The 26,820-nt window shown below is 57.6% G+C and carries 23 protein-coding genes and 1 other annotated feature; of the genes, 6 read left to right on the top strand and 17 right to left on the bottom strand.

From position 1 onward, the window contains the following. Window positions 1-121: 121 nt before the first annotated feature. The 8 genes from pheT to ACKXF9_RS08970 all read right to left on the bottom strand — a co-directional run bounded on the left by pheT (window position 122) and on the right by ACKXF9_RS08970 (window position 11,789). The gene (pheT, locus tag ACKXF9_RS09005; RefSeq protein ID WP_418265948.1) at window positions 122-2,533 is read right to left on the bottom strand and encodes a phenylalanine--tRNA ligase subunit beta; all 2,412 of its coding nucleotides are present in this window, start codon (window positions 2,531-2,533) and stop codon (window positions 122-124) included. An 18-nt stretch (window positions 2,534-2,551) separates the two neighbouring features. Beyond that, the gene (gene pheS / locus ACKXF9_RS09000; protein ID WP_418265947.1) at window positions 2,552-3,574 is read right to left on the bottom strand and encodes a phenylalanine--tRNA ligase subunit alpha; all 1,023 of its coding nucleotides are present in this window, start codon (window positions 3,572-3,574) and stop codon (window positions 2,552-2,554) included. 79 nt (window positions 3,575-3,653) lie between these two features. Further along, window positions 3,654-3,899: a binding site (T-box leader), on the bottom strand. A 111-nt stretch (window positions 3,900-4,010) separates the two neighbouring features. Beyond that, a complete protein-coding gene (locus ACKXF9_RS08995; protein WP_418265946.1) occupies window positions 4,011-5,699 on the bottom strand; it encodes a glucosyltransferase domain-containing protein in 1,689 nt (562 codons plus the stop codon). Between the two features lie 130 nt (window positions 5,700-5,829). Next, window positions 5,830-7,011: an FprA family A-type flavoprotein gene (locus ACKXF9_RS08990; RefSeq protein WP_348583257.1), complete on the bottom strand. Its 1,182-nt coding sequence runs from the start codon at window positions 7,009-7,011 to the stop codon at window positions 5,830-5,832. Between the two features lie 129 nt (window positions 7,012-7,140). Then, on the bottom strand, window positions 7,141-8,478 hold the full coding sequence (gene rmuC / locus ACKXF9_RS08985) for a DNA recombination protein RmuC (RefSeq protein WP_418265945.1): 1,338 nt from the start codon (window positions 8,476-8,478) through the stop codon (window positions 7,141-7,143). 61 nt (window positions 8,479-8,539) lie between these two features. Continuing rightward, window positions 8,540-9,616 (bottom strand): alpha/beta hydrolase, encoded by a 1,077-nt coding sequence (locus tag ACKXF9_RS08980; protein WP_339395110.1) that lies wholly within the window; start codon window positions 9,614-9,616, stop codon window positions 8,540-8,542. 15 nt (window positions 9,617-9,631) lie between these two features. Next, window positions 9,632-10,699, bottom strand: a complete 1,068-nt coding sequence (locus ACKXF9_RS08975) for an alpha/beta hydrolase (protein WP_418265944.1) — start codon at window positions 10,697-10,699, stop codon at window positions 9,632-9,634. A gap of 22 nt (window positions 10,700-10,721) precedes the next feature. Next, window positions 10,722-11,789, bottom strand: a complete 1,068-nt coding sequence (locus ACKXF9_RS08970) for an alpha/beta hydrolase (RefSeq protein ID WP_418265943.1) — start codon at window positions 11,787-11,789, stop codon at window positions 10,722-10,724. Between the two features lie 208 nt (window positions 11,790-11,997). On the opposite strand from ACKXF9_RS08970, the gene ACKXF9_RS08965 reads away from it, so the two are divergent. Beyond that, window positions 11,998-12,516, top strand: a complete 519-nt coding sequence (locus ACKXF9_RS08965) for a GNAT family N-acetyltransferase (RefSeq protein ID WP_249236891.1) — start codon at window positions 11,998-12,000, stop codon at window positions 12,514-12,516. Between the two features lie 74 nt (window positions 12,517-12,590). On the opposite strand, the gene ACKXF9_RS08960 is transcribed toward ACKXF9_RS08965, so the two are convergent. The 3 genes from ACKXF9_RS08960 to ACKXF9_RS08950 form a co-directional block, all read right to left on the bottom strand. Then, window positions 12,591-13,121 (bottom strand): HD domain-containing protein, encoded by a 531-nt coding sequence (locus ACKXF9_RS08960; protein WP_249236892.1) that lies wholly within the window; start codon window positions 13,119-13,121, stop codon window positions 12,591-12,593. A gap of 35 nt (window positions 13,122-13,156) precedes the next feature. Further along, window positions 13,157-13,597, bottom strand: a complete 441-nt coding sequence (locus ACKXF9_RS08955) for a hypothetical protein (RefSeq protein WP_249236893.1) — start codon at window positions 13,595-13,597, stop codon at window positions 13,157-13,159. Between the two features lie 108 nt (window positions 13,598-13,705). Further along, a complete protein-coding gene (locus ACKXF9_RS08950; RefSeq protein ID WP_418265942.1) occupies window positions 13,706-14,485 on the bottom strand; it encodes an alpha/beta hydrolase in 780 nt (259 codons plus the stop codon). Window positions 14,486-14,797: 312 nt separating this feature from the next. Between ACKXF9_RS08950 and htpG the strand changes: the two genes are divergently transcribed. The 4 genes from htpG (at window position 14,798) to galT (ending at window position 21,168) form a co-directional block, all read left to right on the top strand. Further along, on the top strand, window positions 14,798-16,726 hold the full coding sequence (htpG, locus tag ACKXF9_RS08945) for a molecular chaperone HtpG (RefSeq protein WP_339395116.1): 1,929 nt from the start codon (window positions 14,798-14,800) through the stop codon (window positions 16,724-16,726). A 152-nt stretch (window positions 16,727-16,878) separates the two neighbouring features. Then, window positions 16,879-17,976, top strand: a complete 1,098-nt coding sequence (locus tag ACKXF9_RS08940; RefSeq protein ID WP_418265941.1) for a 5-bromo-4-chloroindolyl phosphate hydrolysis family protein — start codon at window positions 16,879-16,881, stop codon at window positions 17,974-17,976. 409 nt (window positions 17,977-18,385) lie between these two features. Further along, window positions 18,386-19,672: a galactokinase gene (locus tag ACKXF9_RS08935; protein ID WP_418265940.1), complete on the top strand. Its 1,287-nt coding sequence runs from the start codon at window positions 18,386-18,388 to the stop codon at window positions 19,670-19,672. Beyond that, window positions 19,669-21,168, top strand: a complete 1,500-nt coding sequence (galT, locus tag ACKXF9_RS08930; RefSeq protein ID WP_418265939.1) for a UDP-glucose--hexose-1-phosphate uridylyltransferase — start codon at window positions 19,669-19,671, stop codon at window positions 21,166-21,168. The genes ACKXF9_RS08935 and galT overlap by 4 nt, the downstream gene beginning before the upstream one ends. Window positions 21,169-21,361: 193 nt before the next feature. Here the strand turns inward: galT and ACKXF9_RS08925 are convergent, their stop codons facing one another. Together ACKXF9_RS08925 and ACKXF9_RS08920 are read right to left on the bottom strand one after the other, a co-directional pair. After that, window positions 21,362-22,099 carry a YebC/PmpR family DNA-binding transcriptional regulator gene (locus ACKXF9_RS08925; RefSeq protein ID WP_044954219.1) on the bottom strand — a complete coding sequence of 246 codons (738 nt, stop codon included), beginning with the start codon at window positions 22,097-22,099 and terminating at the stop codon, window positions 21,362-21,364. A gap of 181 nt (window positions 22,100-22,280) precedes the next feature. Next, window positions 22,281-23,819: an RsmB/NOP family class I SAM-dependent RNA methyltransferase gene (locus tag ACKXF9_RS08920; RefSeq protein ID WP_418265938.1), complete on the bottom strand. Its 1,539-nt coding sequence runs from the start codon at window positions 23,817-23,819 to the stop codon at window positions 22,281-22,283. Between the two features lie 105 nt (window positions 23,820-23,924). On the opposite strand from ACKXF9_RS08920, the gene ACKXF9_RS08915 reads away from it, so the two are divergent. Continuing rightward, the gene (locus tag ACKXF9_RS08915) at window positions 23,925-24,131 is read left to right on the top strand and encodes a hypothetical protein (RefSeq protein ID WP_249236901.1); all 207 of its coding nucleotides are present in this window, start codon (window positions 23,925-23,927) and stop codon (window positions 24,129-24,131) included. 124 nt (window positions 24,132-24,255) lie between these two features. Here ACKXF9_RS08915 and ACKXF9_RS08910 read toward each other — a convergent pair whose 3' ends face one another. From ACKXF9_RS08910 to rplU, 4 genes are all read right to left on the bottom strand, one after another. Then, window positions 24,256-24,660, bottom strand: coding sequence for a Mini-ribonuclease 3 (locus ACKXF9_RS08910; protein WP_348583238.1), 405 nt, complete (start codon window positions 24,658-24,660; stop codon window positions 24,256-24,258). 9 nt (window positions 24,661-24,669) lie between these two features. After that, window positions 24,670-25,953: a GTPase ObgE gene (gene obgE, locus ACKXF9_RS08905; protein WP_418265937.1), complete on the bottom strand. Its 1,284-nt coding sequence runs from the start codon at window positions 25,951-25,953 to the stop codon at window positions 24,670-24,672. Window positions 25,954-26,101: 148 nt separating this feature from the next. Continuing rightward, complete coding sequence (gene rpmA, locus ACKXF9_RS08900) at window positions 26,102-26,353, bottom strand: 50S ribosomal protein L27 (protein ID WP_097800350.1); 252 nt, start codon at window positions 26,351-26,353, stop codon at window positions 26,102-26,104. Window positions 26,354-26,367: 14 nt separating this feature from the next. Beyond that, window positions 26,368-26,679, bottom strand: a complete 312-nt coding sequence (rplU, locus tag ACKXF9_RS08895; protein WP_120120768.1) for a 50S ribosomal protein L21 — start codon at window positions 26,677-26,679, stop codon at window positions 26,368-26,370. Between the last annotated feature and the right edge of the window lie 141 nt (window positions 26,680-26,820).

Below are 26,820 nucleotides of genomic sequence, written 5' to 3'. Positions count from 1 at the left end.
CATCTTTTTTCTTGTGCTGCTGAAAAACGTTCATTTTCTTGTATTCAACGTTCTCTTTTTACGCAAAAAAGCCGCCTGCGCATTCCTGCACAGACGGCCTTATATTACTTATATAGTAAAGTTAGCGGATCTCGATGCCAAGCTTGAACTTCAGATTGCCGAGGATCTTCTTGACCACACGCTCCACTTCCTCAGTGGAAACTTCCTTCTTCGGGTCGGACAGAGACAGGGTGAATGCCATGCTCTTCTTACCCTCGCCCAGATTTGCGCCGCGGTAGATATCGAACAGCTTGATCTCACCCACCAGAGGGCTGGCCTTCTTGATGGTCTCTTCGATTTCACCGCAGGTAGTCTTTTCATCGCAGACCAGTGCCAGATCACGCTTGACAGCAGCATAGGGGCTGAGCGGCTGATAGCGCAGTTCGCCGTCCACGCAGGACATCAGAGCCTCGTAATCCAGCTCGCCCAGATAAATGTTCTGGCTATCCTTCTGATCCTTTGCAATTTCCAGCTCGCCGTTGATCTCGTTGGACAGCTTGCCAAACACACCCAGACGCTTGTCACCACAGTAAACAGCGGCGCTGATGCCGGGGTGCAGCCACGGAGTGGTCTCGCGCTTGTAGTCAAAGCTCAGGCCAAAGCCGGCCGCCAGTGCTTCCAGTGCACCCTTGACGGTGAAGAAATCCTCTTCAGGGCCGAATGCACCGATGCACAGGGTCTGGCGCTCGTGCGGATGCTCATTGATGGGCAGTTCCTTGGCAAGATACACCGGTGCCATCTCGAACAGACGGCCTTCCGTGTTGCCCTTCTTGAGATTGTCCACAATGACGTTCAGCATGGAGGGAGCCAGCAGGGTACGCATGATGGACAGATTCTCACTGATGGGGTTCAGGATGCGGATGGCCTTGCGGGCAGCATCATCCGCCGGGATGTGCAGCATATCCAGTTCTGCGTTGGAGTAGAAGGCCAGCGTAGAGGCCTCGTAGAAGCCCTGCGCAGCCAGCAGACGCTTGGTCTTGAGCTGCTGCTTCTGGTCGTAGTTCAGACCGCCGTTTGTAACGGAGGCGGTGTTCAGGAAGGTGGGCACGATGTGGTCGTAGCCGTACTCACGGATGACCTCCTCGGCCAGATCCGGGAAGCTCTCCACGTCCTCGCGGTACAGGGGTGCGGACACATCCCAGCTGCCATCGGCCTGTACATCCACCGTGAACTCCAGACGCTGCAGAATGTCGATCATGGTCTGATCCGGCACGGTGATGCCCAGCACGCCGCAAATCTTAGCCGGGGTGGTAACGATGTGCTTGCGCTCCATCGGGCGGCCATCGGTCAGGTCATATTCCAGCGTGGTGATGTCGCCGCAGTCCAGCTCCTGGATCAGGTGCAGGGCACGGGCAAGGCCCAGTTCGGGAGAGTGGCGGTCCACACCCTTCTCGTAGCGGGCGGAGGAATCGCTGTTCTGGCCCAGAGCGCGGCTGGTCTTACGCACGCAGTCGCGGGCGAAGGTGGCGCACTCAAACAGCAGGCTGGTGGTGTTCTCATCCATGCCGGAGTTTGCGCCGCCCATGATGCCGGCAAGTGCCACCGGCTTTTCGGCATCGCAGATGACCAGATTGTTGGGGTTCAGGGTAAATTCCTTCTCGTCCAGTGTGACGATCTTCTCACCCTCATGGGCACGGCGCACATCGATGGTGCGGCCGGCGACCTTGTTCAGGTCAAAGGCGTGCATGGGCTGGCCCATTTCCAGCAGGGTGTGGTTGGTGATATCCACCACGTTGCTGATGGAGCGCAGGCCGCACAGAGCCAGATGGCGCTTCATCCAGCGGGGAGACTCGCCCATGCGGATGTTGCGCACATAGTGTGCCATGTAGCGGGGGCACAGGTCCGGTGCCTCCACCTTGACGGTGATGGGCGCATCCGGCTCGCAGACAGTCTTGTAGTCCATGGCGGGCATGTGCAGGGGCTTACCCAGAACGGCAGCCACCTCGCGGGCGATGCCCAGAACGGACTGGCAGTCCGGGCGGTTCGCGGTGATGGAGATATCAAAGATATAGTCATCCAGACCCACCACGGGGGCAATGTCGGTGCCGGGGACAGAATCCTCGGGCAGGATGAGCAGGCCGTAGACCTCAGAGCCCGGGAACAGGTCGTCGTTCAGACCCAGCTCTTCGCCGGAGCACAGCATACCGTTGGACTCCACGCCCTGCATCTTGCGGGCCTTGATCTTGATGCCGCCGGGCAGGGTGGAACCATCCAGAGCAGCGGGCACGCAGTCGCCCAGCTTCATATTGGCGGCACCGGTGCTGATGCGGATGTCGTGGCCGTAGTCGCCGCAGTCCACCACACACTTGGTCAGGTGGGTGCCCTCCTGCTTTTCCATCTCCACGATCTTGCCGACGACCACCTTGCTGATGCCGGCATCCAGCGGGATCAGCTCTTCGACCTCAAAGCCGCAGGAGAAGAGCTTTTCCTCCAGTTCCTGCGCAGTAACGTCGATATCTACAAATTCTTTTAACCAGCTGAAAGGTACTTTCATTGTCTCTTCTCTCCCCTCTTATTCGTGGAACTGTTTGAGGAACTGCAGGTTGTTCTCGAACATCAGGCCGATGTTGTTGACGCCATACTTCAGCATGGCGATACGCTCGATGCCAATGCCGAAGGCGAAACCGGAATACTCGTCCGGGTCGATATTGCAGTTCTCCAGCACCTTGCGGTTGACAACGCCGCCGCCCAGCACCTCGATCCAGCCGGTGTGCTTGCACAGCGGGCATCCCTTGCCGTGGCACTCGAAGCAGCTCACGTCCACCTCCACGCTGGGCTCGGTGAACGGGAAATAAGAGGGACGCAGGCGGGTGCGGGTGTCAGCACCGAACAGTTTCTGCACGAAGGTGTTCAGTGCGCCCTGCAGGTCGCCCAGCGTGATGCCCTTATCCACCACCAGACCTTCCATCTGGTGGAACATGGGGCTGTGGGTAGCGTCCGAGTCGGAGCGGAACACACGGCCGGGCATCAGGATCTTGATGGGCGGCTTCTGAACGTCCATGGTGCGGATCTGACCGCCGGAGGTCTGGGTGCGCAGCAGGAACTCCTCCGACAGGTAGAAGGTGTCCTGCATGTCGCGTGCCGGGTGATCCTTGGGCACGTTCAGACGGGTAAAGTTGTGGTCATCGTCCTCGATCTCCGGGAAGGTACCCACCGAAAAGCCCATGCCGGAGAACACGTCGATGATCTGGTTGGTGATCAGGGTCAGCGGGTGCAGGCCGCCCATGGGGCGGGTCTTGGCGGGCAGGGTGATGTCCACCGTCTCCGCAGCATTGCGGGCAGCAAGTTCTGCCTGCTTCACCTGTTCTGCAGCAGCGTCATAGTCTGCCTGCACCTTTGCCTTGAGTTCGTTGATGATCTTGCCCATGGCAGGACGCTCTTCCGGCGCAACGGTGCGCAGATTCTTCATCAGGGCAGGGATCTTGCCGTTTTTGCTGAGGTACTCCTGCCAGAAGGAGGCCAGCGTTTCCTTGCCGGACACCTGACCAAGGCTTTCAGCGGCCTGTTTTGCCAGCTCGTCGATCATTGCTTGCATGGATGTTCTCTCCTTTATTCTTCGTGTTGATGAGCGGAGTGCAACAAAAAAGCTCCGTCCCCTGCCCGATTTCTCAGGCAAAAGGGACGAAGCTGTAATTCTTCTGCTCCGCGGTACCACCCGGTTTCCACCCGTGCACAGATGCCGGGCGGCTCTCAGAACGCCGTAACGGGGCGCAACCGTTCTGTGCTAGTGAGCTTTCGCCTTTCGCACAGACCGCTCAGGAGCGAACTTCAGCCAGCCCGCACACGGAAGCCCTTTCAGCCGGTGAAGCTTCTCTCTTTGCCGTGCGGTACAGACCTACTCTCTCCGTCGCTGCGTTTGGGAGTATTCAGGTTCATAACCATATGTATACTACCACATTTCGCGGAAGTTTGCAAGGGCTGCGCACGCAGTTTCCGCAAATGCCGCACTCAACCGCATTTTTCAGACAGGTTCATTCTTCCTCTTTCCACGGCTCATAAAAGCCATTGTCTACCTGCCCGAGTTCAAAAAAGCCCGACAGCGGCTTTTCTTCTTCCGCGCTGGTCAGCTCATCCTTGTAATCGTCCGAGATCTTGACGACCACCGTATCTCCGATCTGCCGGATATACCCCTCCTGCGGATAAGTCGGCATCTGCTCCGTTTCGCTTTCCGCATAAACTTCAAGGTAACGTTCCACTCTTCCATAGGTAAAGTTGACCGGTGTGATATTCTGAAAAACGCTCTTCCACACCTGCCGGGCAACATCGGCGTCACCCCAGAATCGGCCTATCTGGGCATACGTGTTTGCGTACAGGTAATATTCTCTCATCAGGAAAGCCGAGTTTGAACTGGGTCTGCCCACAAACACCACCGGCAGCCGCTCTTCTCCGTCAAAATATCCAAAGTCGATTAGATCGTCCGCGATCCGGTCCGTCATGGTCTTTAGCGATTTTCTGCCTTCATACATCGCTTCCTGATCGACCGCCCTCATATAAACATTGCCGTATACGATAAGGCCTGCCAAAAGGACGGCCCCTCCGATAGCCGCCATCCTTAATTTTTCATTTTGAGGCTGTTCCTTCCGGGTCACATCCAGCAGAAGGATGCACAAAGGGATAAACAAGTCCAGTGCCCCTGCCATCTGCAGACGCCAGGTCGCTTCGCTGGTGATCAACAGCATCACATTGCACACTGCCGGCAGCACAGCCAACGCCGCAGCGCTCAGCAAAATGTATTCCAGATCTCTGCTCTGCACGACCCGCCAAAAGCGTTTTAACAGCCCGAATCCGACCAGCAAAATGATCAGCGCAAAAAAGCCCACCGCCTGCAGAATATTGTTCCGATACTGGTTCCGGAAAAAATAGACCCCAAAGATCTGGTATGCCTTTGCTACTCCTATGGGCAGCCGCTTTAAAACATAAAGCGGCGAAACACTCGCAGCTCCGTTGTATTCCGACATCTGAAAGCCTGTAACCAGCAAAACAATCTTCAGGGTCAGATAATACAATACCACGCCAGCCGCCGCACTGCAAAGACTTTTTGCAATATGCCCATGAATCAGGCTGCGATCCGGCTTTTGAAACAGAAGCATGAGGAAATAGACCAGAAGGATCAGGCAGAAGCTCCCGAGATTTGCCTGATACAGACCCAGACTCAGTGCCAAGCACACTGTACCCTGCACAACTGCTCTGACCTTATTTTCCGTGCGGATCACACAGTATGCTGCAGCAACCGAGAGAAAAAGCGATAATCCGAAGATCGGTGACATGTACCGATACGACAGTTGGATGCTGACCGATGCACTTGAGATAAATGCCATTCCCAGCAGATAGGTAAGAAACGAATCCTTTGTCGTAAAGAGCCTGCGCACCAGAATAAACGAAAGTGTCACGAGCGAGAGCGTAAGCAGCGAATTGATCGGGTCCGTCTGAACGCCAAACCTCAGCGCATCTGCAAGCGGCCAGAGCCATCTGCCGATAGAAAGTTCCCAGCCGCCGGCAATATAATATGTATCCATCCAAAGTCCGTCAAATGTATTTGTCAGTTTTTGACTCATTAGTGGAAAATACACCACAACAGCAAACCCAAGCATCACACAAAAATACTTTTTATCCGGGCCTTTCCACCATTGCAGCACATCCCTGTGTATCGATTTTAACACTCCTGAGCTCCTCCCACCATATGTTTTAGCTGTATTATATCAGACTTCTTTCGTCTGTTCAATGGCTGCAAAAAGGCCGCTACCCGCCGAGGCTCTCCGGCAGGCAGCGACCCTGTACAGACCATTCTGTTTACTTTTCCATGATCTCCGCAGCCAGAGCATCCATCTGGGCTTCTGCGGCGGCATTGGCAGCAGAACGGATGGTAACCACATTCTCACAGACCGTGATGTTCTTCATGCCTTCCAACTCGGCGCGCATGAGCTTTGCAGCCATGGGTGCCCAGGTGCCATTCTCCATCAGGCCGACCGTGCGGTTCTGGAAGCTCTTGGTCTTGAGGTGGGTCAGCAGATTCTCCATCGGCGGGAAGAGGAAGCCGTCATAGGTGGCGCAGGCCAGCACGATCTTTCCGCAGCGGAAGGCTTCGGTGACGGCATAGGACACATCAGTGCGGGTCAGGTCCATCTCCACTACCTTTGCGCCCTTTGCACGCAGCTTTTCTGCCATGAGGTGGGCTGCTGCACGGGTGTGGCCGTGGATGGAAGCACTTGCCACAAGGATCTTTTCCGGCTCCTCGGGCTTGTAGCTGGACCAGATATCGTAGTAGTTCAGATACTTGCCCAGATCTCCGGTCAGCACCGGACCGTGCAGCGGGCAGATGGTCCGGATATCCAGCGCCGCTGCCTTTTTCAGCAGCGCCTGTACCTGCGGGCCGTACTTGCCTACGATGTTCAGGTAGTAGCGGCGGGCTTCGCTGGCCCAGTCGGCCTTTTCGTCAAACTTTGCCACAGCGCCAAAGCGGCCGAAGCCATCAGCGGAGAACAGCACCTTCTCGCTGCTCTCATAGCTGACCATGACCTCCGGCCAGTGCACCATGGGGGCAAAGACAAAGGTCAGGGTGTGGGTGCCAAGGCTCAGGCTCTCGCCGTCCTTCACCACCACGCGGCGCTCCTTTGCCACAGCATCAGCACCAAAGAACTGATCCATATACAGGAAGGTCTTGGCGTTGCCCACCACCTGCATCTCCGGATAGAGTGCCGCCAGCTTTGCGATATTTGCGCCGTGGTCCGGCTCCATGTGGGAGACCACCAGATAATCCGGCTTACGGCCTGCCAGAGCTTCGGTCAGGTTCTCCAGCCACGGCTCGGTGGCGCGGGCATCCACCGTATCCAGAACGGCGGTCTTCTCGTCCAGAATGACATAGGAATTATAGCTGACGCCGGTGGGCACCGGATACTGGCTCTCGAACAGGTCGATGGTGGTATCATCCACGCCAACGCCCAGAATGGCTTCACTGATCTTGTTTACGCTCATAATGCTCGGTCTCCTTATTTATATTTTTATGCAGTGCCGCGTTTTTGCGGCGGTTGTTTCTGAGAACAGTTCCTATCATACCACATCGTCAGAAAAATCGCAAGGGATAACGCGGGAATATTCTGCGCATCAGAGCTCTTCCCCACTCTCCGGCAGACGTGCCGCCACCGGTCTGCCCGGCTCGTTGTCCAGCTCCAGCAGCGCGGCAGCAGCGCCCTCGTCCATGGTCTGCACCGCCCGCAGCTTGCGGCTGATGGCACGGCTGCGCACCCCGATGAGGTTATCCAGCTCTTCGTCGGTCTGGCGCAGACGCTGCTGCATCTTGGAAAGTCCCTGCCCGAACTTGTCAAATTCGGTCTTTACCGCACCCAGCAGCTGCCACACCTCGCCGGAACGCTTCTGGATGGCAAGGGTCTTGAAGCCCATCTGCAGACTGTTGAGCAGCGCCGCCATGGTGCTGGGGCCCGCGATGTTCACCTGATAGTCCCGCTGCAGCACTTCCAGCAGACCGGCGTTCACCACCTCGGCATACAGGCCCTCAAACGGCAGGAACAGGATGCCGAAGGCCGTGGTATAGGGCGGCTCCACATATTTTTCCCGGATGTCCTTGGCCTCGCTGCGCAGCACCAGCTCCAGTGCGTGGCGGGCGTTCTCCACAGCCTGTGCGTCGCCGGAAGCCTGCGCGTCCTGCAGGTGAGCATAGGTATCGCCGGGGAACTTGGAATCGATGGGCAGCCAGACCGTGCCGCCGTCCGCGCCGGGCATCCGGATGGCATATTCCACCCGCTGGGTACTGCCCGGGATGGTGGCCACATTGGTGTCGTACTGTTCCGGGGCAAGGATCTCTTCCAGAATCGCACCCAGTTGGATCTCGCCCAGAATGCCGCGGGTCTTCACGCCGGAAAGTACCTGTTTCAGCCCGCCCACATCGGCGGCAAGGTTCTGCATCTCGCCAAGACCCTTATATACCTGTTCCAGCTGGTCATTGACCGCTTTGAAGCTCTCAGTCACCCGCTTTTGCAGGGCATCCTGCAGCTGCTCGTCCACGGTATGCCGGATCTCGTCCAGCTTCTGGGCGTTCTGGGCCTGCAAGGTGGTCAGGCCCTCGGCAAGGGTGCGGCGCATCTCTTCCAGCTTACGGGCATTGGAGGCTTCCAGCCCCTGGAGCCGCTGCTCCATGGTCTGCTGCTGACTGCCCTGCCCGGCAGCAAGGGCGGTGCTCATACTCTGCACAGAAGCCTGCAGCGTCTCACTGATCTGCCCCATGGCGGCAAGGTTTTGCTGAGACATCTCTGCCAGCTTTGCTTCCATCTGACGGCTCTGCGCATCCAGCTGCTGGCGCAGCCATTCCTTCAGTTCCGTATCGTCCCGGCTGGCCGTCGGCTTTGCCGAGCGGTAGAGCAGCAGCGCCATCATCAGGCAGATGGCCACCAGCAGCACCGTGTAAAGAAATGCCAGAAATTCCATTTTCGTCTCCCATTGCAAAATCCGGGCTGTGCAGCTGCAAAGCCCGGATCTGCGTGTTTTTTTATTTTGTCTGTTCTTCCCAGAATGCAACAGCCTCGTTCAGCCAGCCTTCTGCATCGGTGCCGCGTCCTGTAGAAATCGAATGCGGCGCGTTATCATACACATGGCTGACATAGGGCACGCCGTTCTTCTCCATCGCTTTTTGAAGCTGCGGAATTTGTGCGTACCAGTCCATCAGCATAAGCGTCAGGTCATTTTTGCCACACCAGAAAAAGGTCGGTGGGTAATCCGGCGTTATATAGTCCGACACATTCATATCGTAATACCGCTGTGCAAGCACATCGGGATCCAGCAGGATCCGATAGCCCGGTTTCAGTTCCCGGAATGTATTTACCGGATAACCCAGCAGCAGAGCACCAGGCTTTGGCAAGCCGTAGTTCCGGTATCCCACTGCATCCGTACCGAACAGACCGGTGATCTGTCCGCCGGAAGAGTATCCGATCACCGCATACTGCTCCGGCTGCACATCAAACTGCTCTGCATGTGCGGTGATATACTGCACTGCCCGCGCCACATCTTCCATGGGTGCGTTGCCACCTGCCCGTATCCCAATACGGTAGCGCAGCACAAACGTAGTATAGCCCATCTGGTTCATCTGCCACGCCGTAGATATGCCCTCGCGGATCTCGGCGCTGGTAATCAGGGCATTTCCACCCAGCACCAGTGCATATTTCCGGTTTTTCGTTTCTCCCTGCGCCGGAAAATAGTACAGCTCCACAACATCCCGGCTGGTGTCCTGCGCAATTTCCTCTGCCGTATACAGCGGGTAGGTGATCTGGATGCCCGCATTATAATTCCGGATCAGCTGATTGAGGCCCTCTGCCGCATCCTGTGCCGTCCACTGGTTGGAGAACTTTTCAAGTTCCTGTGTACCCCAGTAGGCTTGTTTCAGGGTGCAGTCCTGCTCACGCGAGTAGGTGTACAGGCCGGAGCCCACGATGCTGGGATTTTCCCTCAGCTCATTCATCGTGGTCTGCGGGGTAATATTGGCTTCACCGTATTCTGCCGCCCACGCGGGCAGTGCCAGAGCCAGCAGCAGCCCGATGCACACTGCAGCTGTACAGAGTTTGTGTTTCATTGCCGCGCCTCCTTTTTATCCGACCTGTTCTTCCCAGAACGCAGCTGCCTCCGTCAGCCAGCCTTCGGCGTCTGTGCCACGCCCTGTGCCAATGCTGTGTCCTGCATTTTTATATACATGCATCTGGTATGGCACACCATGTGCCTGCAAAGCTTTTTCAAAGGCAGGGCCCTGCTTCTGCAGGTCCATCAGCGGCAGGATGATATCATTTTTGCCATACCAGAAGTACACCGGCGGGTAATCATCCGTTACCACATCGGCTACACTGGAACAGTAAAAGCGCCAGCCGCACTCGCCCGGATCCATCAGCACATGATACAGCAGCTTGACCTCGTTGAAGTTGATGACCGGATAGGCCATAAGCAGCGCACCGGGCTTGGGCACACTGTATCTGCCCCAGCCGACCTCCTCGTTGCAGAACAGTCCAGCCAGCTGTCCGCCAGAGGAAAACGCTGTAATGGCATACCCTTCTGCCTGTACGCCGAACCGCTCTGCATTCTGCGTGATGAACTGCACAGCGCGGCCAATATCGTCCAGCGGCGCATTGTCCGTTGCGTCCAGAAAAGAACGATACCGCAGCACAAATACGGTATAACCCATCGCATGCAGCTGGCTGGCAGCAGAGCCGCCCTCTTCCATTTCTGAGGTGATGGTGCTTCCGTTGCCTGGCAACACTATCGCATAACGCCCGCCGGATCCTTCCGCCGGGTAATAAAACAGCTGCACCATGCCCAGAGAAGAATTTTCCGCAATATCTTCCGGAGTGTACACCTGCCATGTGACCTGTACGCCCTTATTGTAGTTTTCGATCACAAGGTTCATCGCATCCGCGCAATCATAGACCAGCTGCGGTTTTGCATACTGGGCCAGTGTTTTATTGTTCCAGTAATTGCTTTCGATGGGCAGCATTTCCCTGCAGTAAGTATAGTATCCGGAAGCTTTCAATGATGGGTTTTCCCGCAGTTCCCGCATGGTAGTCTGCGGTGTGATATTGGGCTCGCCCAGCTCTGCCGCAAATGCAGGCTGTGCCAGCAGGAACAGGAATCCCAGACTCAGCAGCACCGCACGAAATCGTTTTTTCACAGCAATCCCCTTTTTCTGTCGGTTATTTACACTGTTCCTCCCAGAACTCAGTAGCCAGCTTGATCCATCCGTCCGCATCGGTGTGACGGCCCGGGCCAATGGCGTGCGGAGCGTCCTCATACACCACGCACTGATAGGTCGCACCGCTCTCCTTCAGGGTCTTTTCCAGCAGGGGGCCCTGCTTTTCGTAGTTCATGCACTCCATGTAATAATCGTTTTTGCCGTACCAGAAGAAGGTGGGGGTGTAATTCTTATTTACCACATCCGAGATGTTGGTCCAGTAGTAACGCCAGCCGATGATAAGCGGGTCGATGGCAATGTGGTACAGCGGCTTTACCTCATAGAAATCGTTGATGGGATAACCCAGCAGCAGTGCTGCCGGCTGAGGAATGCCAAAGGCCTTGTAGCCGAACCGCTCGTTGTCCGAGCCGATCAGTCCCACGATGTGTCCGCCGGACGAGAAGCCCATCAGGGCGTAGTTCTCGCGCTGGACACCGAACTGCTCTGCATTTTTAGTCAGATACTTCACGGCATTGGCAATGTCGTACAGCGGCGCGTTGTCGGAAGCATTCAGGAACGAACGATACCGCAGCACGAACACCGCATAGCCCAGATCGTGCAGCTGGTTCGCGATGGATGCGCCCTCGTTCAGCTCTGCCGTGGTGTTGCCTCCGTTGCCGGGCACCACGACCACATATTTGGCGTTTTCCGTTTTTGCCGGGAAATAAAACATCTGCACCATGCCCAGCGCCGGGTCTGCCTCGATCTCTTCCGGTGTATACACCTGCCATGTGACCTGCACGCCCTTGTTGTAGTTCTCGATCACAAGGTTCATGCCCTCGGCGGCATCCTCAGAGGCTGCCCAGCTCACATAGCCCTTGATCGGCGTGTTGTCGTATTTTGTGCTGCCCTCGATCCACTCGTTGCAGTAGGTGTAAAAGCCCGAACCCTTGATGCTGGGGTTTTCCCGCAGCTCCTTCATCGTGGTCTGCTCTGTGATGTTCGGCTCTCCAAGCTCTGCTGCAAAAGCCGAAAGTGACAGGCACGCCAGCATTCCCAGCGCACACAGTGCCGTTCTGATCCATTTCATGTGTCAATGTCCTCCGTTCTGCAGCGGCGGTCTCTGCGCCGTGCTCTTGTTTATATGTTTTATTGTATCACAAACCTGCCTGATGTCAAAGAAATTTCTGTGCAGTGCGGCGCTTGTACCGCACTGCAAATTCTGCTATACTGAAATCGGTCATTTTTGAGAGTTGAGGGTATGGGCAGGCTTCTGCCTGTCCGCTGGGAAATTGCATATGAGCAAGATCACAATCCGGCCCATGGAGCCGGAAGACTGGGACGCCGTTTCCAGAATCTATTTAGAGGGCATCGCCACAGAACATGCCACCTTTCAGACTACCTGCCCCCCATACGCTGCGTGGGATGCCTCCCACACAAAGGACTGTCGGCTGGTGCTGCTGGTGGATGATGTCATTGCCGGGTGGACCGCACTGCACCGGGTAGACCCGCGCTGGTGCTACCGCGGCGTAGCTGAGGTGAGCATCTATGTGGGGGAGCAGTTCCGCGGCCATGGGCTGGGCTGTCATCTGCTGGCCGAGTTGTGCCGTCAGGCCGAAGAGGCCGGTTACTGGACCCTGCAGTCCACCGTGCTGCAGGATAATGCTGCCAGCCGTGCCCTGCACACCAAGTGTGGCTTCCGTCTGGTAGGCCGCCGCGAGCGCATTGCGCGGGACTGTCATGGCCGCTGGCTGGACACCTTCCTCATGGAGCGCCGTGCCGCTGCGGATGAGCCGGAGGGCTACAAAAAGCTGTGAGATGCAAAAAAGGACTCTGCACCTTGACGATGCAGAGTCCTTTTTTTGTTTCGCTTATTTACCAGCAGGCAGGCTTACCACTCTTCGCCATCGACTTCCACGCTGCCGTCTACCACAGCACCGGCGTGGGAGCGCTGGAACATGCTCTCTACCACAGCGCAGTACTTATCTGCCAGACAGACGATAATGGCCTCACGGCAGGTGGGTACATGACGGAAGGTCAGCGGCCACATGTGGCTGGAAATGATGCTCTGTTCCTTTTTGGTGATGCCGAACACACGCTCTGCATTGATGCAGGCACAGCCCGGGTGCGAGAAGCCGTGCATCTCAAACAACCGGCGCAGGCCGTGGAAGGTGCCCTTGTTATGCCAGTCATACAGATAAAAATCATGCAGCAGGGCACCCACCGCCAGCGAGGTCTCGTCGGCGTGCAGATGCAGACGGCGGTTGAGCCAGAAGCTCACCAGCGCCACATTCTTGCAATGCTGGTAGGTGGTGACAGAACCGTGCTGGATATACTCCCGCATCCGCTGCACATCCGGGTGATGATCGTATTTTTCTACGATGGCATAAAGCTGTTCGCGCTCGATCTCAGAAAGCTGCATGCTGCAAAATTTCCTTTCGCTTTAAGGTGATGTTTTCAGGAACGAAGCTGAACCGGATTGGAATTGCCGAAGTTTTCTGCGCTGGAAGGGTTCTCCCGCTTGAGGGAAAGATCTACCAGATACTGCTTGCCGTCGCCCAGTTCTTCCAGCTGGGCCAGCTTTGCGTTTGCAGCCGCTTTGTCCGGATACCACTGGATCAGGAAGAAGTTCTCTTCCTCCACCCCGTAGTACAGCCACTGGCCGTCGGCACGCAGCCAATCGTCCAGATGATCCACCTCTTCGCCGTCCGGCAGGCCAAGGCCTTCTTCGGCATAAAGGTTTTCCGGTTCCACCTGCAGCATTTCGATCACCTGAATGGAGCTTTGCAGGTATTCGTCCTGCGAGACTGTCTTGTCCGAAAGCTCCCACCCGGTAAGAAATGCCTGCATGAGCAGGTCGCGCACAGAAACACGCGGCAGGGTCGGGTCCATAACCATAGGTATTCCTCCTTAAGTTTGTCCCTGCTGACCAGTATACGTCAAAGCCTTATGCAAGTCAACAGTTTAATTGTAAATTTTTTGTAGGTTCGTTCAAATATGTCAGACTTATCCAACCGACCAGTCAAAAGTGTCTCCCAGCCATTCCACTGCCAGTTCCACCCAGTGATGCCGGTGACGGCTGGGCTGATCCACCTCTGCGGTGCTGATGCTGGTGCCGTGCACCCCCTTTTCAAACAGATGCGCCTCGCAGGGCACACCTGCCCTGTGCAGGGCGCTCACCAGCATCAGCGTGTTTTCCACCGGAACAGTGGCGTCCTCCATGGTGGCCCACACGAACACCGGCGGCGTCTGCGGCGTGATCTTATCCTCCAGACCGAATGCCTGCTGTGCCGCCGGGTCGGTGCTGCCCGCCAGCTGCACAAAGCTGCCGCGGTGAGCATACTGCCCTGCGGTGATCACCGGATAGCCCAGGATCACCGCATCGGGCCGGGGCTGGGCGCGCTCCCCGGGAATGTCCAGCACAGCACCGGAAAGTGCCAGATGGCCGCCCGCCGAAAAGCCGCACACTGCGATCTTTTCCGGCAGGATATGCCACCCGGCCGCGTGCTGCCGCACAAGGCCGATGGCCTGTGCCAGCTGGCGCAGCGGCAGACCGTCCTTCGCCTGTTCGCAGATGGCGTAGTCCAGCACAGCGGCATGATATCCCGCTGCGGCAAACTGCAGTGCAACCGGGTCGCCCTCCCGGGCGCTGACGTGGGTATAGCCGCCGCCGGGCACCACCAGCACCAAAGGCCGGTCGATGGCCTTCGGCATTCGTTCGCAGGAATCCCGCAGATAAACAGTCAGCGTTCCGCCGCCCTCCAGTTCCAGCTGCTTCAGCTGCATGATACTCCCCCTTTGGAAATGATCTTCGGGGTTCATTATAGCACAAAACGCTTTCATTTGAAATACGATTTAAACCCGCCTTTGTGTGCACCACGGTCATCTATAATGGCAGTTCCGTTTTAATTGGCAGGCACAAAAGGTCTGCACAGACCGCAGGCCGCTTCCGATTTTTAAACTTTTTATGAAAGCCCTTGATTTTTGCCTGGAAGCGGTGTATATTAGCACTCGAAAGTTATGAGTGCTAAGTATTCCGAAGTGTTCCAACTTCCCGAGTGCCCGGCACCGAATACAGATAAAAAGAGGTTTTGCATTATGGCTAAGAAAGAATTTCAGGCTGAAAGCAAAAAACTGATGGATATGATGATCAACTCCATCTACACCAATAAGGAGATCTTCCTGCGGGAGCTGATCTCCAACGCATCGGATGCCATTGATAAGCTCTACTATAAGAGTCTGACCGATCCCTCCGTGGGCATGAACAAGGGCGATTTCCGCATCCTCATCACCCGCGACAAGGATAACCGCATCCTGACCATCGAGGATAACGGCATCGGCATGACCAAAGAGGAACTGGAACAGAATCTGGGCACCATCGCCCACTCCGGTTCTCTGGACTTCAAGAAAGACAACAAGGACGAGAACATCGACATCATCGGTCAGTTCGGCGTGGGCTTCTACTCCTCCTTCATGGTTGCCGACAAGGTCACGGTCATTTCCAAGGCCTATGGCTCGGATGAAGCATGGCAGTGGGAGTCCTCCGGCGTGGACGGCTACGAAATGACCCCCGCCCAGAAGGACACCGCCGGCACCCAGATCATCCTGCACATCAAGCCGGACACCGAGACCGACCACTACGATAATTTCCTGGATGAATACGGCATTGTTGCCATCGTCAAGAAGTACAGCGACTATGTGCGCTACCCCATCCAGATGGAGCGCCAGCACGAGCGTCAGAAGCCGGAACCGGACCCCAAGCCCGAGGATTACAAGCCCGAGTGGGAGAGCTACACCGAGCTGGAGACCCTGAACAGTATGGTGCCCATCTGGAAAAAGCAGAAGAGCGAAGTGACCGACGAAGAATACGCCAGCTTCTATAAAGAGAAGTTCAACGATTATACCGACCCCGCTCGTGTCATCGTCAGCCGCACCGAGGGCACTGCGAACTACAACGCTCTGCTGTTCGTACCCAGCCACCGCCCCTACGATTTCTACACCAAGGATTACGAGAAGGGTCTGGCCCTGTACGCATCCGGCGTGCTCATCATGGAGAAGTGCGCCGACCTGCTGCCCGATTACTTCAGCTTCGTCAAGGGCATCGTGGACAGTCAGGATCTGAGCCTGAATATCAGCCGCGAGATGCTGCAGAAGGACAACCAGCTCAAGCTGATCCACAACGCTCTGGAAAAGAAGATCAAGAACGAGCTGCACGCCATGCTGGCCAACGACCGCCAGAAGTACGAGGAATTCTGGAAGGAGTTCGGCCGTCAGATCAAGTTCGGTGCTTACTCCGACTACGGCATGCACGCCGAGCTGCTGCGCGACCTGCTGCTGTTCTGGTCTGCCAAAGAGCAGAAGATGGTCACTCTGCAGGAGTATGTGGACAAGATGCCCGCTGAGCAGAAGTATATCTACTTTGCTGCCGGTGATTCTACCGACCGTCTGGCAAAGCTGCCCGCCGCTGAGCTGGTCATGGATAAGGGCTATGACGTCCTGCTGCTGACCGAGGATGTGGATGAGTTCTGCCTGCAGATCCTGCGCAGCTATCCCCGCAAGGATGCCGAGGGCAAGGACGGCACTGTGGAGTTCAAGAATGTCAACAGCGGCGATCTGGGCCTTGAGACCGAGGAAGAGAAGAAGGCCGCCGAGGATGCCACCGCCGAGAACAAGGCTCTGTTCGACACTATGAAGGATGCTCTGGACGGCAAGGTGAAGGAGGTCAAGGTCTCCACCCGTCTGAAGGATCACCCCGTGTGTCTGAGTGCCGACGGCCCGCTGTCCATCGAAATGGAAAAGGTGCTGTCCAAGCAGCCCGGCAGCGAGGGCGTGAAGAGTGACAAGGTGCTGGAGCTGAATGTCAACCACCCCGTGTTTGCCGTGCTCAAGGCCGCACAGGAGGCAGGTGACACCGACAAGCTCAAGAAGTACAGCGCTCTGCTGTATGCACAGGCGCAGCTCATTGAAGGCCTGCCGGTGGATGACCCTGCCGCTTACGCGGAGGCCGTCTGCAGCCTGATGAAGTAACGTTTCCCGGAAAACAGCGGTCTTACTCCCCTGCTGTTTTCGCACGCATCGATATTTACCCCTTAACAAAAAGACCGTGCTCCGCTATAATAGAGTGGAACGCGGTCTTTTTCTGTTTTGAACTGTTTTTGATACATTGAGAGGTCTTATCCATGCAGCCAAAGAAGCACTATTTTGCGCATATCCCTACCATTGCCATTTTTATTGTGTTTGCCATGTCGGCACCGCTGGGCGTGCTGCTGTTCATTTTAAAAAGCATCGATAAAAACGCTGAAAAAGAAGAAAAAGCCGCTGCACAGGCGCAGGCAGGCTATCGTTCCGACCTCGGCCCCGCCCCTGCGCAGACGGCACCCCGGCAGGAAACCGAGCCAGCTTACGGCCACGATGTTCCCACCAAAGAGCAGAAGGATGCCAAGGAGCGGCACAAGCTCCTTACCACCCTGTGCACCATCGGCGGTGCCGTCTTTCTGTTTGCAGGCTTCAGCACCCTGTTCATGGATGGTGCTGACAGCATGATGGAGGCGTTTACAGCCATCGCCCAGATGCTGGGCGGCGGCGCTGCTCTGCTGACCGGCCTGCGCATGGATCGCACCCGCAAGCTGGAACGCCTGCTGGACAAGATCGTGGGCGACCGCGACAACATCCCGCTGGACGAGCTGTTTGCCGCCGCAGGCATCGATGCCGCAAAGGGGCGTGCTGCGGTGGAAAGCGCCATTTCCCACGGTTACTTTGGTGCCGACGCCTACATCGACAACCGCACCGCTACCCTTGTGGTGCGCGGTGCTGCGCCCCAGCCGCCCAAGCAGCCGGAACCGAAGCCCGCGCCGGCACCAGCGGACCAGTACGCCGCCCTTCTGCAGCAGCTGCGGCAGGCCAACGACGCCATTCCTGACCCGGTGATGACCGCCAAGATCAGCCGTCTGGAAGCGGTCAGCGCCCGCATCTTTGAGCTGGCAAAGCAGGACCCCGGCAAAAAGGCACAGCTGCAGAAATTCATGGACTACTATCTGCCCACCGCCCTCAAGCTGCTGAACACCTATGCCAGCCTTCCCGCGCAGGATGTGCAGGGTGAAAACATCGCCGATGCCAAAAAGAACATCGAGCGCAGCATGGACCTGCTGGTGACCGCCTTTGAAAACCAGCTGGACAAGCTGTTCCAGTCCGACGCGCTGGATGTCTCCGCCGATGTGGCTGCACTGGAAGGAATGCTGAACATGGACGGCCTGACCGGCAGCGACTTTGCAAAATGACCGCTCAGACGGGATCTTATATCATAGGAGGCCGGGGCTGCTGCACCAGATGATGTGCAGCAGCCCCGGCTTTTTTATTTCACCGGAAGGAGCATAGCCGTCAACGGCATCGTCCCATCTGTCCGACGCAAATCTCCATGCCGTGCAATGTTTGTCCGCCTTGCGCAAAGCACCCGATTCACAGGCGTTTTCCACAATGGTTTTCCTGTTTCTAAATCGATTTTATTTCAATCGTCCATTTCCATTCCGATGCCGGATTTTATACTTTTTGCAACTTTTCATTCAGATGCAACAATAACACATGGTTTTTTCTGTCCGGATTTTATATGATAAAAGCAGAAGTGTGCAGAGCGTCCTGTATGCTGCCCTGTACTTGCAGTTCCAACCCGCTCAAAAGGAGGACTATCCTATGATGAAATCTGTTTCCGCATGGAAGCAGGAGCTTTCCAGCGGCGCACACGCTGCCCGTCTGGCATCGCTGTACTGCTGTGCACCCGAAGAGACTGCCCCGCAGGCTGCCCGCTACGAAGCAGCCCTGAATGGTCTGGAGACCACCTTTGGCCCCCACGCCGAAGCCGGCCTTTACAGCGCACCCGGCCGCACCGAGATCGGCGGCAACCACACCGACCACCAGCACGGCCGCGTTCTGGCCGGCAGCGTGAACATTGATATGATCGCCGCCGCCGCGCCCAACAGCCTGAACCAGCTGCGGGTGCAGAGCGAGGGCTACGACCTGTGCGTTATCAGCCTTGACGACCTGACTGCCCGCAAGGAAGAGGAAAACACCACCATCTCCCTTCTGCGCGGCGAGTGTGAGGCGTTCCGTCAACGGGGCGCAAAGCTGGCCGGTCTGGATGTGTACATTTCTTCCAACGTGCCCAAGGGCAGCGGCGTTTCTTCCTCTGCCGCCTTCGAGGTGCTGATCGGCGTCATTCTGAACGACTGCTTCATGACCGATAAGGTCTCCCCCATCGAGATCGCGCAGATCGGCCAGTGGGCAGAAAATGTCTACTTTGGCAAGCCCTGCGGCCTGATGGATCAGATGGCTTCCAGCGTGGGCAACATCATCACCATTGATTTTGCCGACCCTGCCCACCCCGATGTGGAACCGGTGCCGGTGGATTTCTCCAAGGCCGGTCTTGCACTGTGCATTCTGGACTCCTGCGCAGACCATGCTGACCTGACCGACGAATACGCCGCCGTCCCCGCCGAGTGCCGCGCTGTGGCCGCTGTGTGCGGCGGCGAGGTGCTGCGGGATGTGCCCTTTGAGACCTTCCTTGCAAAGCTGCCGGAATGCCGCAGGCAGTGCGGCGACCGCGCGGTACTGCGTGCCTTCCATATTTATGCCGACAACGACCGTGTGGCAAAGCAGGTCGCTGCTCTGCGCGAGGGCGATTTCAGCACCTTCCTGCGTCTGGTCAACGAATCCGGCCACAGCAGCTGGGAATACCTACAGAACGTCATCCCCGCCGGGTATAAGGAGCATCAGGAAATGGGCGTGACCATTGCTGCTGCTAAGCATTACCTGAACGGCAAGGGCGCGGTCCGCGTGCACGGCGGCGGCTTTGCCGGTACCGCTCAGGCTTTTGTGCCGGTGGAAATGCTGGCTGATTTTAAGAAAAACATGGAGGCCATCCTCGGCGAGGGCCGCTGCCATGTGCTGAGCATCCGTCCCGAAGGAGGCGCTGTCCTGTGATCTCTACCGCCATCCAGCAGCTCGTGAATTACGGGCTGGACACCGGGCTTATCCTGCCCGACGACGAAATCTATATCCGCAACCAGCTGCTCATGACCATGCAGCTGGACGATTTTACGGCACCCGAGGGCGAGGTATGCTACACTGATCTGGAAAGCATCCTGAAAACGTTGGTGGACGACGCCGCAGCCCGCGGCGTGTGCGAGGACAATTCCACCGCCCGCGATTTGTTCGACACCAAACTCATGGGTGTGCTGACTCCGCGTCCCAGCATCGTGCGCGCCAATTTTGAGGAGCGCTACGAAAACGAAGGCCCGCAGGCCGCTACCGACTGGTTCTATAAGTTCAGTCAGGATACCGATTATATCCGCCGCTACCGCATCAAGCGGGATCTGAAATGGGTCACCAAGACCCCCTACGGTGATCTGGATATCACCATCAACCTCTCCAAGCCGGAGAAGGACCCCAAGGCCATTGCCGCCGCAAAGCTGGCCCCCCAGAGCGCCTATCCCAAGTGCCAGCTCTGCGCTGAGAACGAGGGCTATGCAGGCCGCATGAACCACCCCGCCCGCGAGAACCACCGCATCATCCCGCTCACCATCAACGACAGCGCGTGGAACCTGCAGTACAGCCCTTACGTCTACTACAATGAGCACTGCATCGTGTTCAATAATCTGCACACCCCCATGAAGATCGAGCGCGCCACCTTCCGCAAGCTGCTGGACTTCGTAGGCCTGTTCCCCCACTATTTCGTGGGCAGCAACGCCGACCTGCCCATCGTGGGCGGCAGCATCCTGAGCCACGACCATTTTCAGGGCGGTCATTACGAGTTTGCCATGGCCAAGGCTCCCATTGAAAAGAAGTGGGTGTTCCCCGGTTTTGAGGACGTGGATGCCGGTATCGTGCACTGGCCCATGAGCTGCATCCGCCTGACAAGTGAGGACGACAGCCGCCTTGTGGAGCTGGCGGACAAGATCCTGACGGCATGGCGCGGCTACTCTGACGAGAGCTGTTTTGTCTTTGCCGAGACGGACGGCGAACCCCACAACACCATCACACCCATTGCCCGGATGCGGGACGGCAGATACCAGCTGGATCTGGTGCTGCGCAACAACATCACTACCCCGGAGCATCCGCTGGGCGTGTTCCACCCTCATGCAAAGCTGCACCACATCAAAAAGGAGAACATCGGTCTGATCGAGGTCATGGGCCTTGCCGTGCTGCCCAGCCGTCTGAAAAAGGAAATGGCTGAGCTTGCTGATGTACTGGTCTCCCGCGCACCTGCAGCCCAGTACCCCGAAGAGCTGCAGAAGCATGCCGAGTGGGCCGGGGACATCCTTGCCCGTCACCCGGAGCTCAGCGCCGACAATGTGCACCCCATCCTGCAGGATGAGATCGGTCAGGTGTTCGCCGAGGTCCTCGCCGATGCCGGCGTCTACAAGCTGGACGAGGCCGGCCGTGCAGGCTTTGTGCGGTTCCTCGCAAGCGTACAATGATCTTTTAAGATAGTCGCTCTCCCCCTTTCCCCCGCCGGTATGCCTTGCCGGCGGGGGATTTTTATTGCCCAGCGAAGATATCGGGCCGATCTTCATTCCGCAACACAGCACAAAAAAGCCGCCTTTCGTGCTAAACAGCACAAAAAGCGGCTTTATATCGTCTTATTTCAGAAGCAAAGAGCCTTGCGGATGCTTATTCCGGCAGGTCCTCTTCGTTCTCCAGGCTGTGCCAGACGTTCTGGACGTCATCATTGTCTTCCAGCGCATCCAGCAGCTTGCCCATCAGCTTCAGCTGATCGGGGTCGGTCAGGCGGGTGGTGGTCATGGGCACCATAGCCAGATCGTCGGACAGGATCTCGTAGCCCTTCTCCTCCATGGCCTTGACCACGGCAGAGTAGTTCTCGGGATCGGTGGTGATTTCAGCTGCATCCTCGCTGGCGTCGAAATCCTCGGCACCGGCATCCAGAGCATCCATCATAGCCTCGTCGGCATCCTTATCTTCCAGAGAGATATCAATGACACCCTTCTGGCTGAACAGGAAGCCCACGCAGCCCATAGCACCCAGATTGCCGCCGTTCTTATCGAAGTAGTGACGCAGATCGGCAGCGGTACGGTTGCGGTTGTCGGTCAGGGTCTCCACCATAACGGCAACGCCGCCGGGGCCGTAGCCTTCGTAGGTGATTGCTTCGTACTCGGTCTTATCGCCGCCCTCAGCCTTCTTGATGATGCGCTGGATGTTATCGTTGGGCACGCTCATGCGCTTTGCCTTGGCGATCAGGTCAGCCAGCTTGCTGTTGGAAGCAGGGTTCGGGCCGCCGGTACGGACGGCAACGCTGATCTCGCGGCCGATCTTGGTAAAAACCTTCGCCTTTGCGCCGTCGGTCTTTTCCTTCTTGCGCTTAATGTTGTTCCATTTGCTATGTCCAGACATGGGAAAGAGCCTCCTGTATATTCTCAAATCTCCGCCTGCGGGCAGACGGGCTGTGGTCGCCCGCATTGTGGCAGCACACAAAATCTAACTCTATTATTGTAGCACAACCGGGCAGAGCGTTCAAGTCTTATCGGCCCGGTTTTCGGCGGATCGTAGGGAAAAATGCGCTTTTTCTGCCTGTTTACAGCAGACGCAGGGCCTTGGGGTAGTGGTTTTTCACCCGCCCGCCGGACACTTTGCCGCCGCCCAGCGGCCAGCCGTCCACTGTCACACAGCACCAGCCGTCTGCGGCAGTGCGGGCCTCCACCTCACGGCCGGAAAGGTACTCTGTCGTGCGCGGGTCGGCAAGGGTCAGCTGCTCGCAGTTCGCGCACTGCGCACCGAATGCCGTGAACAGGTGGTGCTCCGGCACAAAGCGGCCCTTCTGCACGCTGCCCACGAACACGCCCGCCCGCAACACATGCAGGTTCGTCTGCGGGAAGGGCACCGGCAGCAGCACACCGCCGCCATGCATCACAGCCGGGCGGTCTGCCAGCGCCGGGAAATACTGCCCGGCAAATTCATGCCACGCTGCAAGGCTCTGGGCAGGGCTTGTCTCCCCTGCCTGTGCTTCGCGGCTGCGCTTGCTGCCCTGCACCGCCTCACGGCAGGCGCGGGCATTCTCGCGGCGGGCGCTGCGGGCGTCCGGGGTCTTGGCAGTCTTACCGTTCTTTCCCTTGGCCTTTTTGCCTGCGGCTTCCGCTGCGGCCAGCCAGAGCTGCTCCTCCGGGGTGTATTCTCCTTCCGGCGGCAGGGCGCGGGGCGTGCCTGCCTTGATAAGCCTTGCCATAAAATGCCCCTCGCCGCCCTGACAGGGCCAGATGCGCCGCACCTTGCTCACATCCAGCGGCAAACCGCCGGTGCGGTTGGCTTCGCCCTCGCTGCCAAAGGTGTAGTCCACATTTCCCAAGGCATCTGCAAGTGTGAACTCCGGGTGGCGCTGCAGGAATGCCGCCACCTGTCCCTCGTCCTCCTCCGGCGCAAAGGTGCAGGTGGAATAAACCAGCTGCCCGCCCGGGGCCAGCACGGCGGCTGCACAGTCCAGAATTTCCGCGCCCAGCTCAGCACACTGCTTCACCAGCGCTTCACAGTGCTGCTGACGAGCCACCGGCTCCTTACGGAACATGCCCTCGCCGGAACAGGGTGCATCCACCAGAACACGGTCAAAAAACTCCGGCAGAGCGTCCGCAATGCGGGCGGGCGACTCATTGAGCACCACCGCATTGGACACGCCCATGCGTTCCAGATTGCTTTTCAGGATATCCGCACGGGCCGCAACATATTCGTTGCTCACCAGCACACCGCGCCCCTGCAATGCCGCCGCCAGCTGACTGCTTTTGCCGCCGGGGGCTGCACACATGTCCAGCACGCGCATCCCGGGCCGCACGCCCAGCAGCGGCGCTGCCGAGGACGCCGACGGCTCCTGCGAGTAAAACACGCCCACATGGTGGTACGGATGCCGCCCGGGCTTAAAGTCCGGCTGGTGCACCACAAATGCCGCCTTGCAAAAGGGTGATGCTTCCAGCGAAAAGTCTGCCTTTGCGGCGAACTGCTCCGGCCTCGTGCGCAAGGCCGAGACCGTCACGCCGCGCTCGGCGGTCTCCTGCGGGGCCGCGTACAGTGCGTCGAACCGCTCTCCCAACAGGGCACGCTCCCGCTGCTCAAAATATTCTGTAGGCATTCTGCAATCCTCCTGTGGGATGTATAAAGCCGCCGTCTGCGGCCAAACTAGGTCTTGTGAGGGGCACACCGCCCCGCACGGAAAACCGAAAGGAGATCATTCACTATGGCAACCGAAAACCGCAGCAATAACTGCAAGAATCAGACCTCGAACCGTACGTCCAACCAGACTTCCAACCGCACCAGCAATCAGACCTCCAACAGCGCCACCAACGAGCACAAGCACCCCAACCAGTACACCAAGGGCGCTGACGACGAAAGCGCCAAAAACTCCACGAACAGCCGTTCCAGCAACGCCAGAAACAGCCGCTAACGCTGCCCTGCGCGCCTGACGGACCACAGACGTGCACCCTTTGACCTTTCTCTCAAACCGCAAAGCCCGCTGCCCTCCGGCACTGTTTTCCAGTGCGGAAAGCAGCGGGCTTTCGCATGTTTACTTACTTGTCGTTGGGGTCAAACTGCTGCCAGAGCGTATCAAACAGCTCATGCACACGGCTCAGCTGACCGTTCAGATACAGCCAGCCCAGCAGGCACTCGAAACCGGTGGAAGCGCGGTATTCCTCAGGGGATGCATGCTTTGCCACACTGGCCTTGCTGGCGTTGCGGCCCCGCTTGAACACAGCCAGTTCGTCCTCGGTGAACAGCGGCTCCAGCAGCTGTTCCTCCCGGAACTGTGCCCGGGCCGAAACATACTTGACCTTTTCTGCGTTGAGCTTTCCGGCAGACAGGCGGTGATGCTCCACCAGCCGCTGACGCACCAGCAGTTCCAGCACGCTGTCACCTACAAAGGCCAGCGCCAAGGGGCTGAGCTCCCGCGGGTCGATTTTTTCCGATTCGTTCATAGTGACCTCTTAGAAGATATAATCGAACTGGTAATCGCCGATGAGGATGGTATCGTTTTCCTGCACGCCCTTTTCCACCAGAGCATCCAGAATGCCGCTCTCTCCCAGCTGGCGCTGGAAGAACTGCAGGCTTTCGTAGTCGTCCACATTGCTGCCGGCCAGAATGTATTCCAGCCACGGGGCTTCCACGCTCCACACATGGGCTTCCATGCGCTTGATCTCAAACGCACGGTCGTTGGCCTTGGGTTCGGGCTTCTTGTACTCGGGAGCAAACACCGGCACCGGCGGGATATCCTTCAGGCGGTTATACACGAGGCCCGGCAGTTCCTTCACGCCCTGCATCGTAGCGGCAGAGATGGGCACAAAGGTCAGGCCCTTGGCTTCCACATACTTGCGGAAATTCTCGATCTGCTCCTCGGTGGCCAGATCGCACTTGTTGCCAATGACGATCTGCGGACGCTCAGCCAACACAGGGCTGAACTTTGCCAGTTCCTCGTTGATCTTCTCAAAATCCTCGATGGGTTCACGGCACTCGCTGCCGGAGACGTCCACCACATGCAGCAGCAGGCGGCAGCGCTCCACATGGCGCAGGAAGTCGTGGCCCAGACCGATGCCCTCGCTGGCACCCTCGATCAGGCCGGGGATATCGGCGCAGACAAAGCTTGCGCCCTCTGCCACGGATACGACACCCAGCGTGGGCACCAGCGTGGTGAAGTGGTAGTTTGCGATCTTGGGCTTGGCTGCGCTGATGGTGGAGATGAGGGTGGACTTGCCCACATTGGGGAAGCCGATCAGGCCCACATCGGCGATCAGTTTCAGCTCCAGCGTCACCTGAATGTCCTCGCCGGGCATACCGGGCTTTGCAAACTTGGGGATCTGGCGGGTGGGCGTGGCAAAATGCGCGTTGCCGTAACCGCCGCGGCCGCCCTTTGCGATGGTGACAGGGGTGTGGTCGGACAGATCCGCAATGACAAGGCCGCTCTCGGCGTCCTTGATGACGGTGCCCAGCGGCACCTTGATGACAAGGTTCTCCGCGTTTTTGCCGTGGCACAGGCTGGCACCGCCCTTGCCGCCCTCCGGGGCCACATACTTGCGCTTATAGCGGAAGTCCATCAGGGTGGTCAGGTGATCGTCCACCACAAAAATAATGTCGCCGCCGCGGCCGCCATCGCCGCCGTCCGGGCCGCCAGCGGCCACGAATTTTTCACGGTGAAAGCTCACCGCACCGTCGCCGCCCTTGCCCGCGTGGAGCCATATCGTGGCGATGTCGATAAAGTTGGTTTGTGCTGCCATACAGCCCCTCCTTAGTTTTTACCTCTATTCAGCTCGCCCCTCGGGAGAGCTGGACGCGCCAGAGCGCAGCCTGAGAGGGTTCTTTTCATCAAAAAGAGCCGGGCCACGAGGGTCCGGCTCTCTACGTTTTGCAGTTATCCGAAAGAAGTTACTGCTTGACGCTGCACTTCTTGCCGTTCTTGCCCACGCGCTCAAAACGGACGGTACCGTCCACCAGAGCAAACAGGGTATCATCGCTGCCCTTGCCAACGTTCTCACCCGGCATGATGTGGGTGCCACGCTGACGAACCAGGATGTTGCCGGCCAGAACGAACTGACCGTCTGCACGCTTGGTGCCCAGACGCTGTGCTGCGGAATCGCGGCCGTTCTTGGTGCTGCCTACGCCCTTTTTATGTGCCATTGTAATTTACCTCCTTAGCCGTTGATCGCAGTGATCTCAACCTTGGTGAAGGGCTGACGATGGCCCATACGGCGAGCACTGTGCTTCTTTGCGCGATAGGTGATGATGTTCAGCTTCTTGCCCTTGCCATTCTTGATGACCTTGGCAGAAACGGTAGCACCCTCAACAACGGGAGCGCCAACCTTCACAGAACCCTCCTCGCCAATAGCGAGAACCTGATCAAACTTCACTTCGGAGTCGGCCTCAACGTCCAGCTTTTCGATGTAGACGATGTCGCCCTGCTCCACGCGGTACTGCTTACCGCCGGTAACAATGATTGCGTACATTTTGTTCATTCCTTTTCGTTGTACTCGCTGGTCGTAAAGGCAGGCCCTTACACTGGGCCATTTCAGGCGCCCACACCACGCGGCTAGAATAGTATAGCAAAAAAATGCCGGGATTGCAAGAGGAATTTTCCTCTTTCCGAA

The sequence above is a fragment of the Faecalibacterium sp. 9 genome, assembly GCF_048320955.1.
In the GTDB taxonomy this organism is placed as follows: Bacteria; Bacillota; Clostridia; order Oscillospirales; family Ruminococcaceae; genus Faecalibacterium; species Faecalibacterium wellingii.
Note: the sequence above shows the minus strand (reverse complement) of the source record. Positions and strands in the feature narration are given on the sequence as shown.

Bases quoted from the DNA above. Each gene is read 5' to 3' on its own strand.
- ACKXF9_RS08935 (WP_418265940.1), top strand. From the start codon at position 18,386: ATGATGAAATCTGTTTCCGCATGGAAGCAGGAGCTTTCCAGCGGCGCA.
- pheT (WP_418265948.1), bottom strand. From the start codon at position 2,533: ATGAAAGTACCTTTCAGCTGGTTAAAAGAATTTGTAGATATCGACGTT.
- rpmA (WP_097800350.1), bottom strand. From the start codon at position 26,353: ATGGCACATAAAAAGGGCGTAGGCAGCACCAAGAACGGCCGCGATTCC.
- rplU (WP_120120768.1), bottom strand. From the start codon at position 26,679: ATGTACGCAATCATTGTTACCGGCGGTAAGCAGTACCGCGTGGAGCAG.
- ACKXF9_RS08955 (WP_249236893.1), bottom strand. From the start codon at position 13,597: ATGGTTATGGACCCGACCCTGCCGCGTGTTTCTGTGCGCGACCTGCTC.
- ACKXF9_RS08920 (WP_418265938.1), bottom strand. From the start codon at position 23,819: ATGCCTACAGAATATTTTGAGCAGCGGGAGCGTGCCCTGTTGGGAGAG.
- ACKXF9_RS08980 (WP_339395110.1), bottom strand. From the start codon at position 9,616: ATGAAACACAAACTCTGTACAGCTGCAGTGTGCATCGGGCTGCTGCTG.
- htpG (WP_339395116.1), top strand. From the start codon at position 14,798: ATGGCTAAGAAAGAATTTCAGGCTGAAAGCAAAAAACTGATGGATATG.
- ACKXF9_RS08960 (WP_249236892.1), bottom strand. From the start codon at position 13,121: ATGCAGCTTTCTGAGATCGAGCGCGAACAGCTTTATGCCATCGTAGAA.
- ACKXF9_RS08970 (WP_418265943.1), bottom strand. From the start codon at position 11,789: ATGAAATGGATCAGAACGGCACTGTGTGCGCTGGGAATGCTGGCGTGC.
- ACKXF9_RS08925 (WP_044954219.1), bottom strand. From the start codon at position 22,099: ATGTCTGGACATAGCAAATGGAACAACATTAAGCGCAAGAAGGAAAAG.
- rmuC (WP_418265945.1), bottom strand. From the start codon at position 8,478: ATGGAATTTCTGGCATTTCTTTACACGGTGCTGCTGGTGGCCATCTGC.
- ACKXF9_RS08990 (WP_348583257.1), bottom strand. From the start codon at position 7,011: ATGAGCGTAAACAAGATCAGTGAAGCCATTCTGGGCGTTGGCGTGGAT.
- obgE (WP_418265937.1), bottom strand. From the start codon at position 25,953: ATGGCAGCACAAACCAACTTTATCGACATCGCCACGATATGGCTCCAC.
- ACKXF9_RS08965 (WP_249236891.1), top strand. From the start codon at position 11,998: ATGAGCAAGATCACAATCCGGCCCATGGAGCCGGAAGACTGGGACGCC.
- ACKXF9_RS08950 (WP_418265942.1), bottom strand. From the start codon at position 14,485: ATGCAGCTGAAGCAGCTGGAACTGGAGGGCGGCGGAACGCTGACTGTT.
- pheS (WP_418265947.1), bottom strand. From the start codon at position 3,574: ATGCAAGCAATGATCGACGAGCTGGCAAAACAGGCCGCTGAAAGCCTT.
- ACKXF9_RS08910 (WP_348583238.1), bottom strand. From the start codon at position 24,660: ATGAACGAATCGGAAAAAATCGACCCGCGGGAGCTCAGCCCCTTGGCG.
- ACKXF9_RS08915 (WP_249236901.1), top strand. From the start codon at position 23,925: ATGGCAACCGAAAACCGCAGCAATAACTGCAAGAATCAGACCTCGAAC.
- ACKXF9_RS08940 (WP_418265941.1), top strand. From the start codon at position 16,879: ATGCAGCCAAAGAAGCACTATTTTGCGCATATCCCTACCATTGCCATT.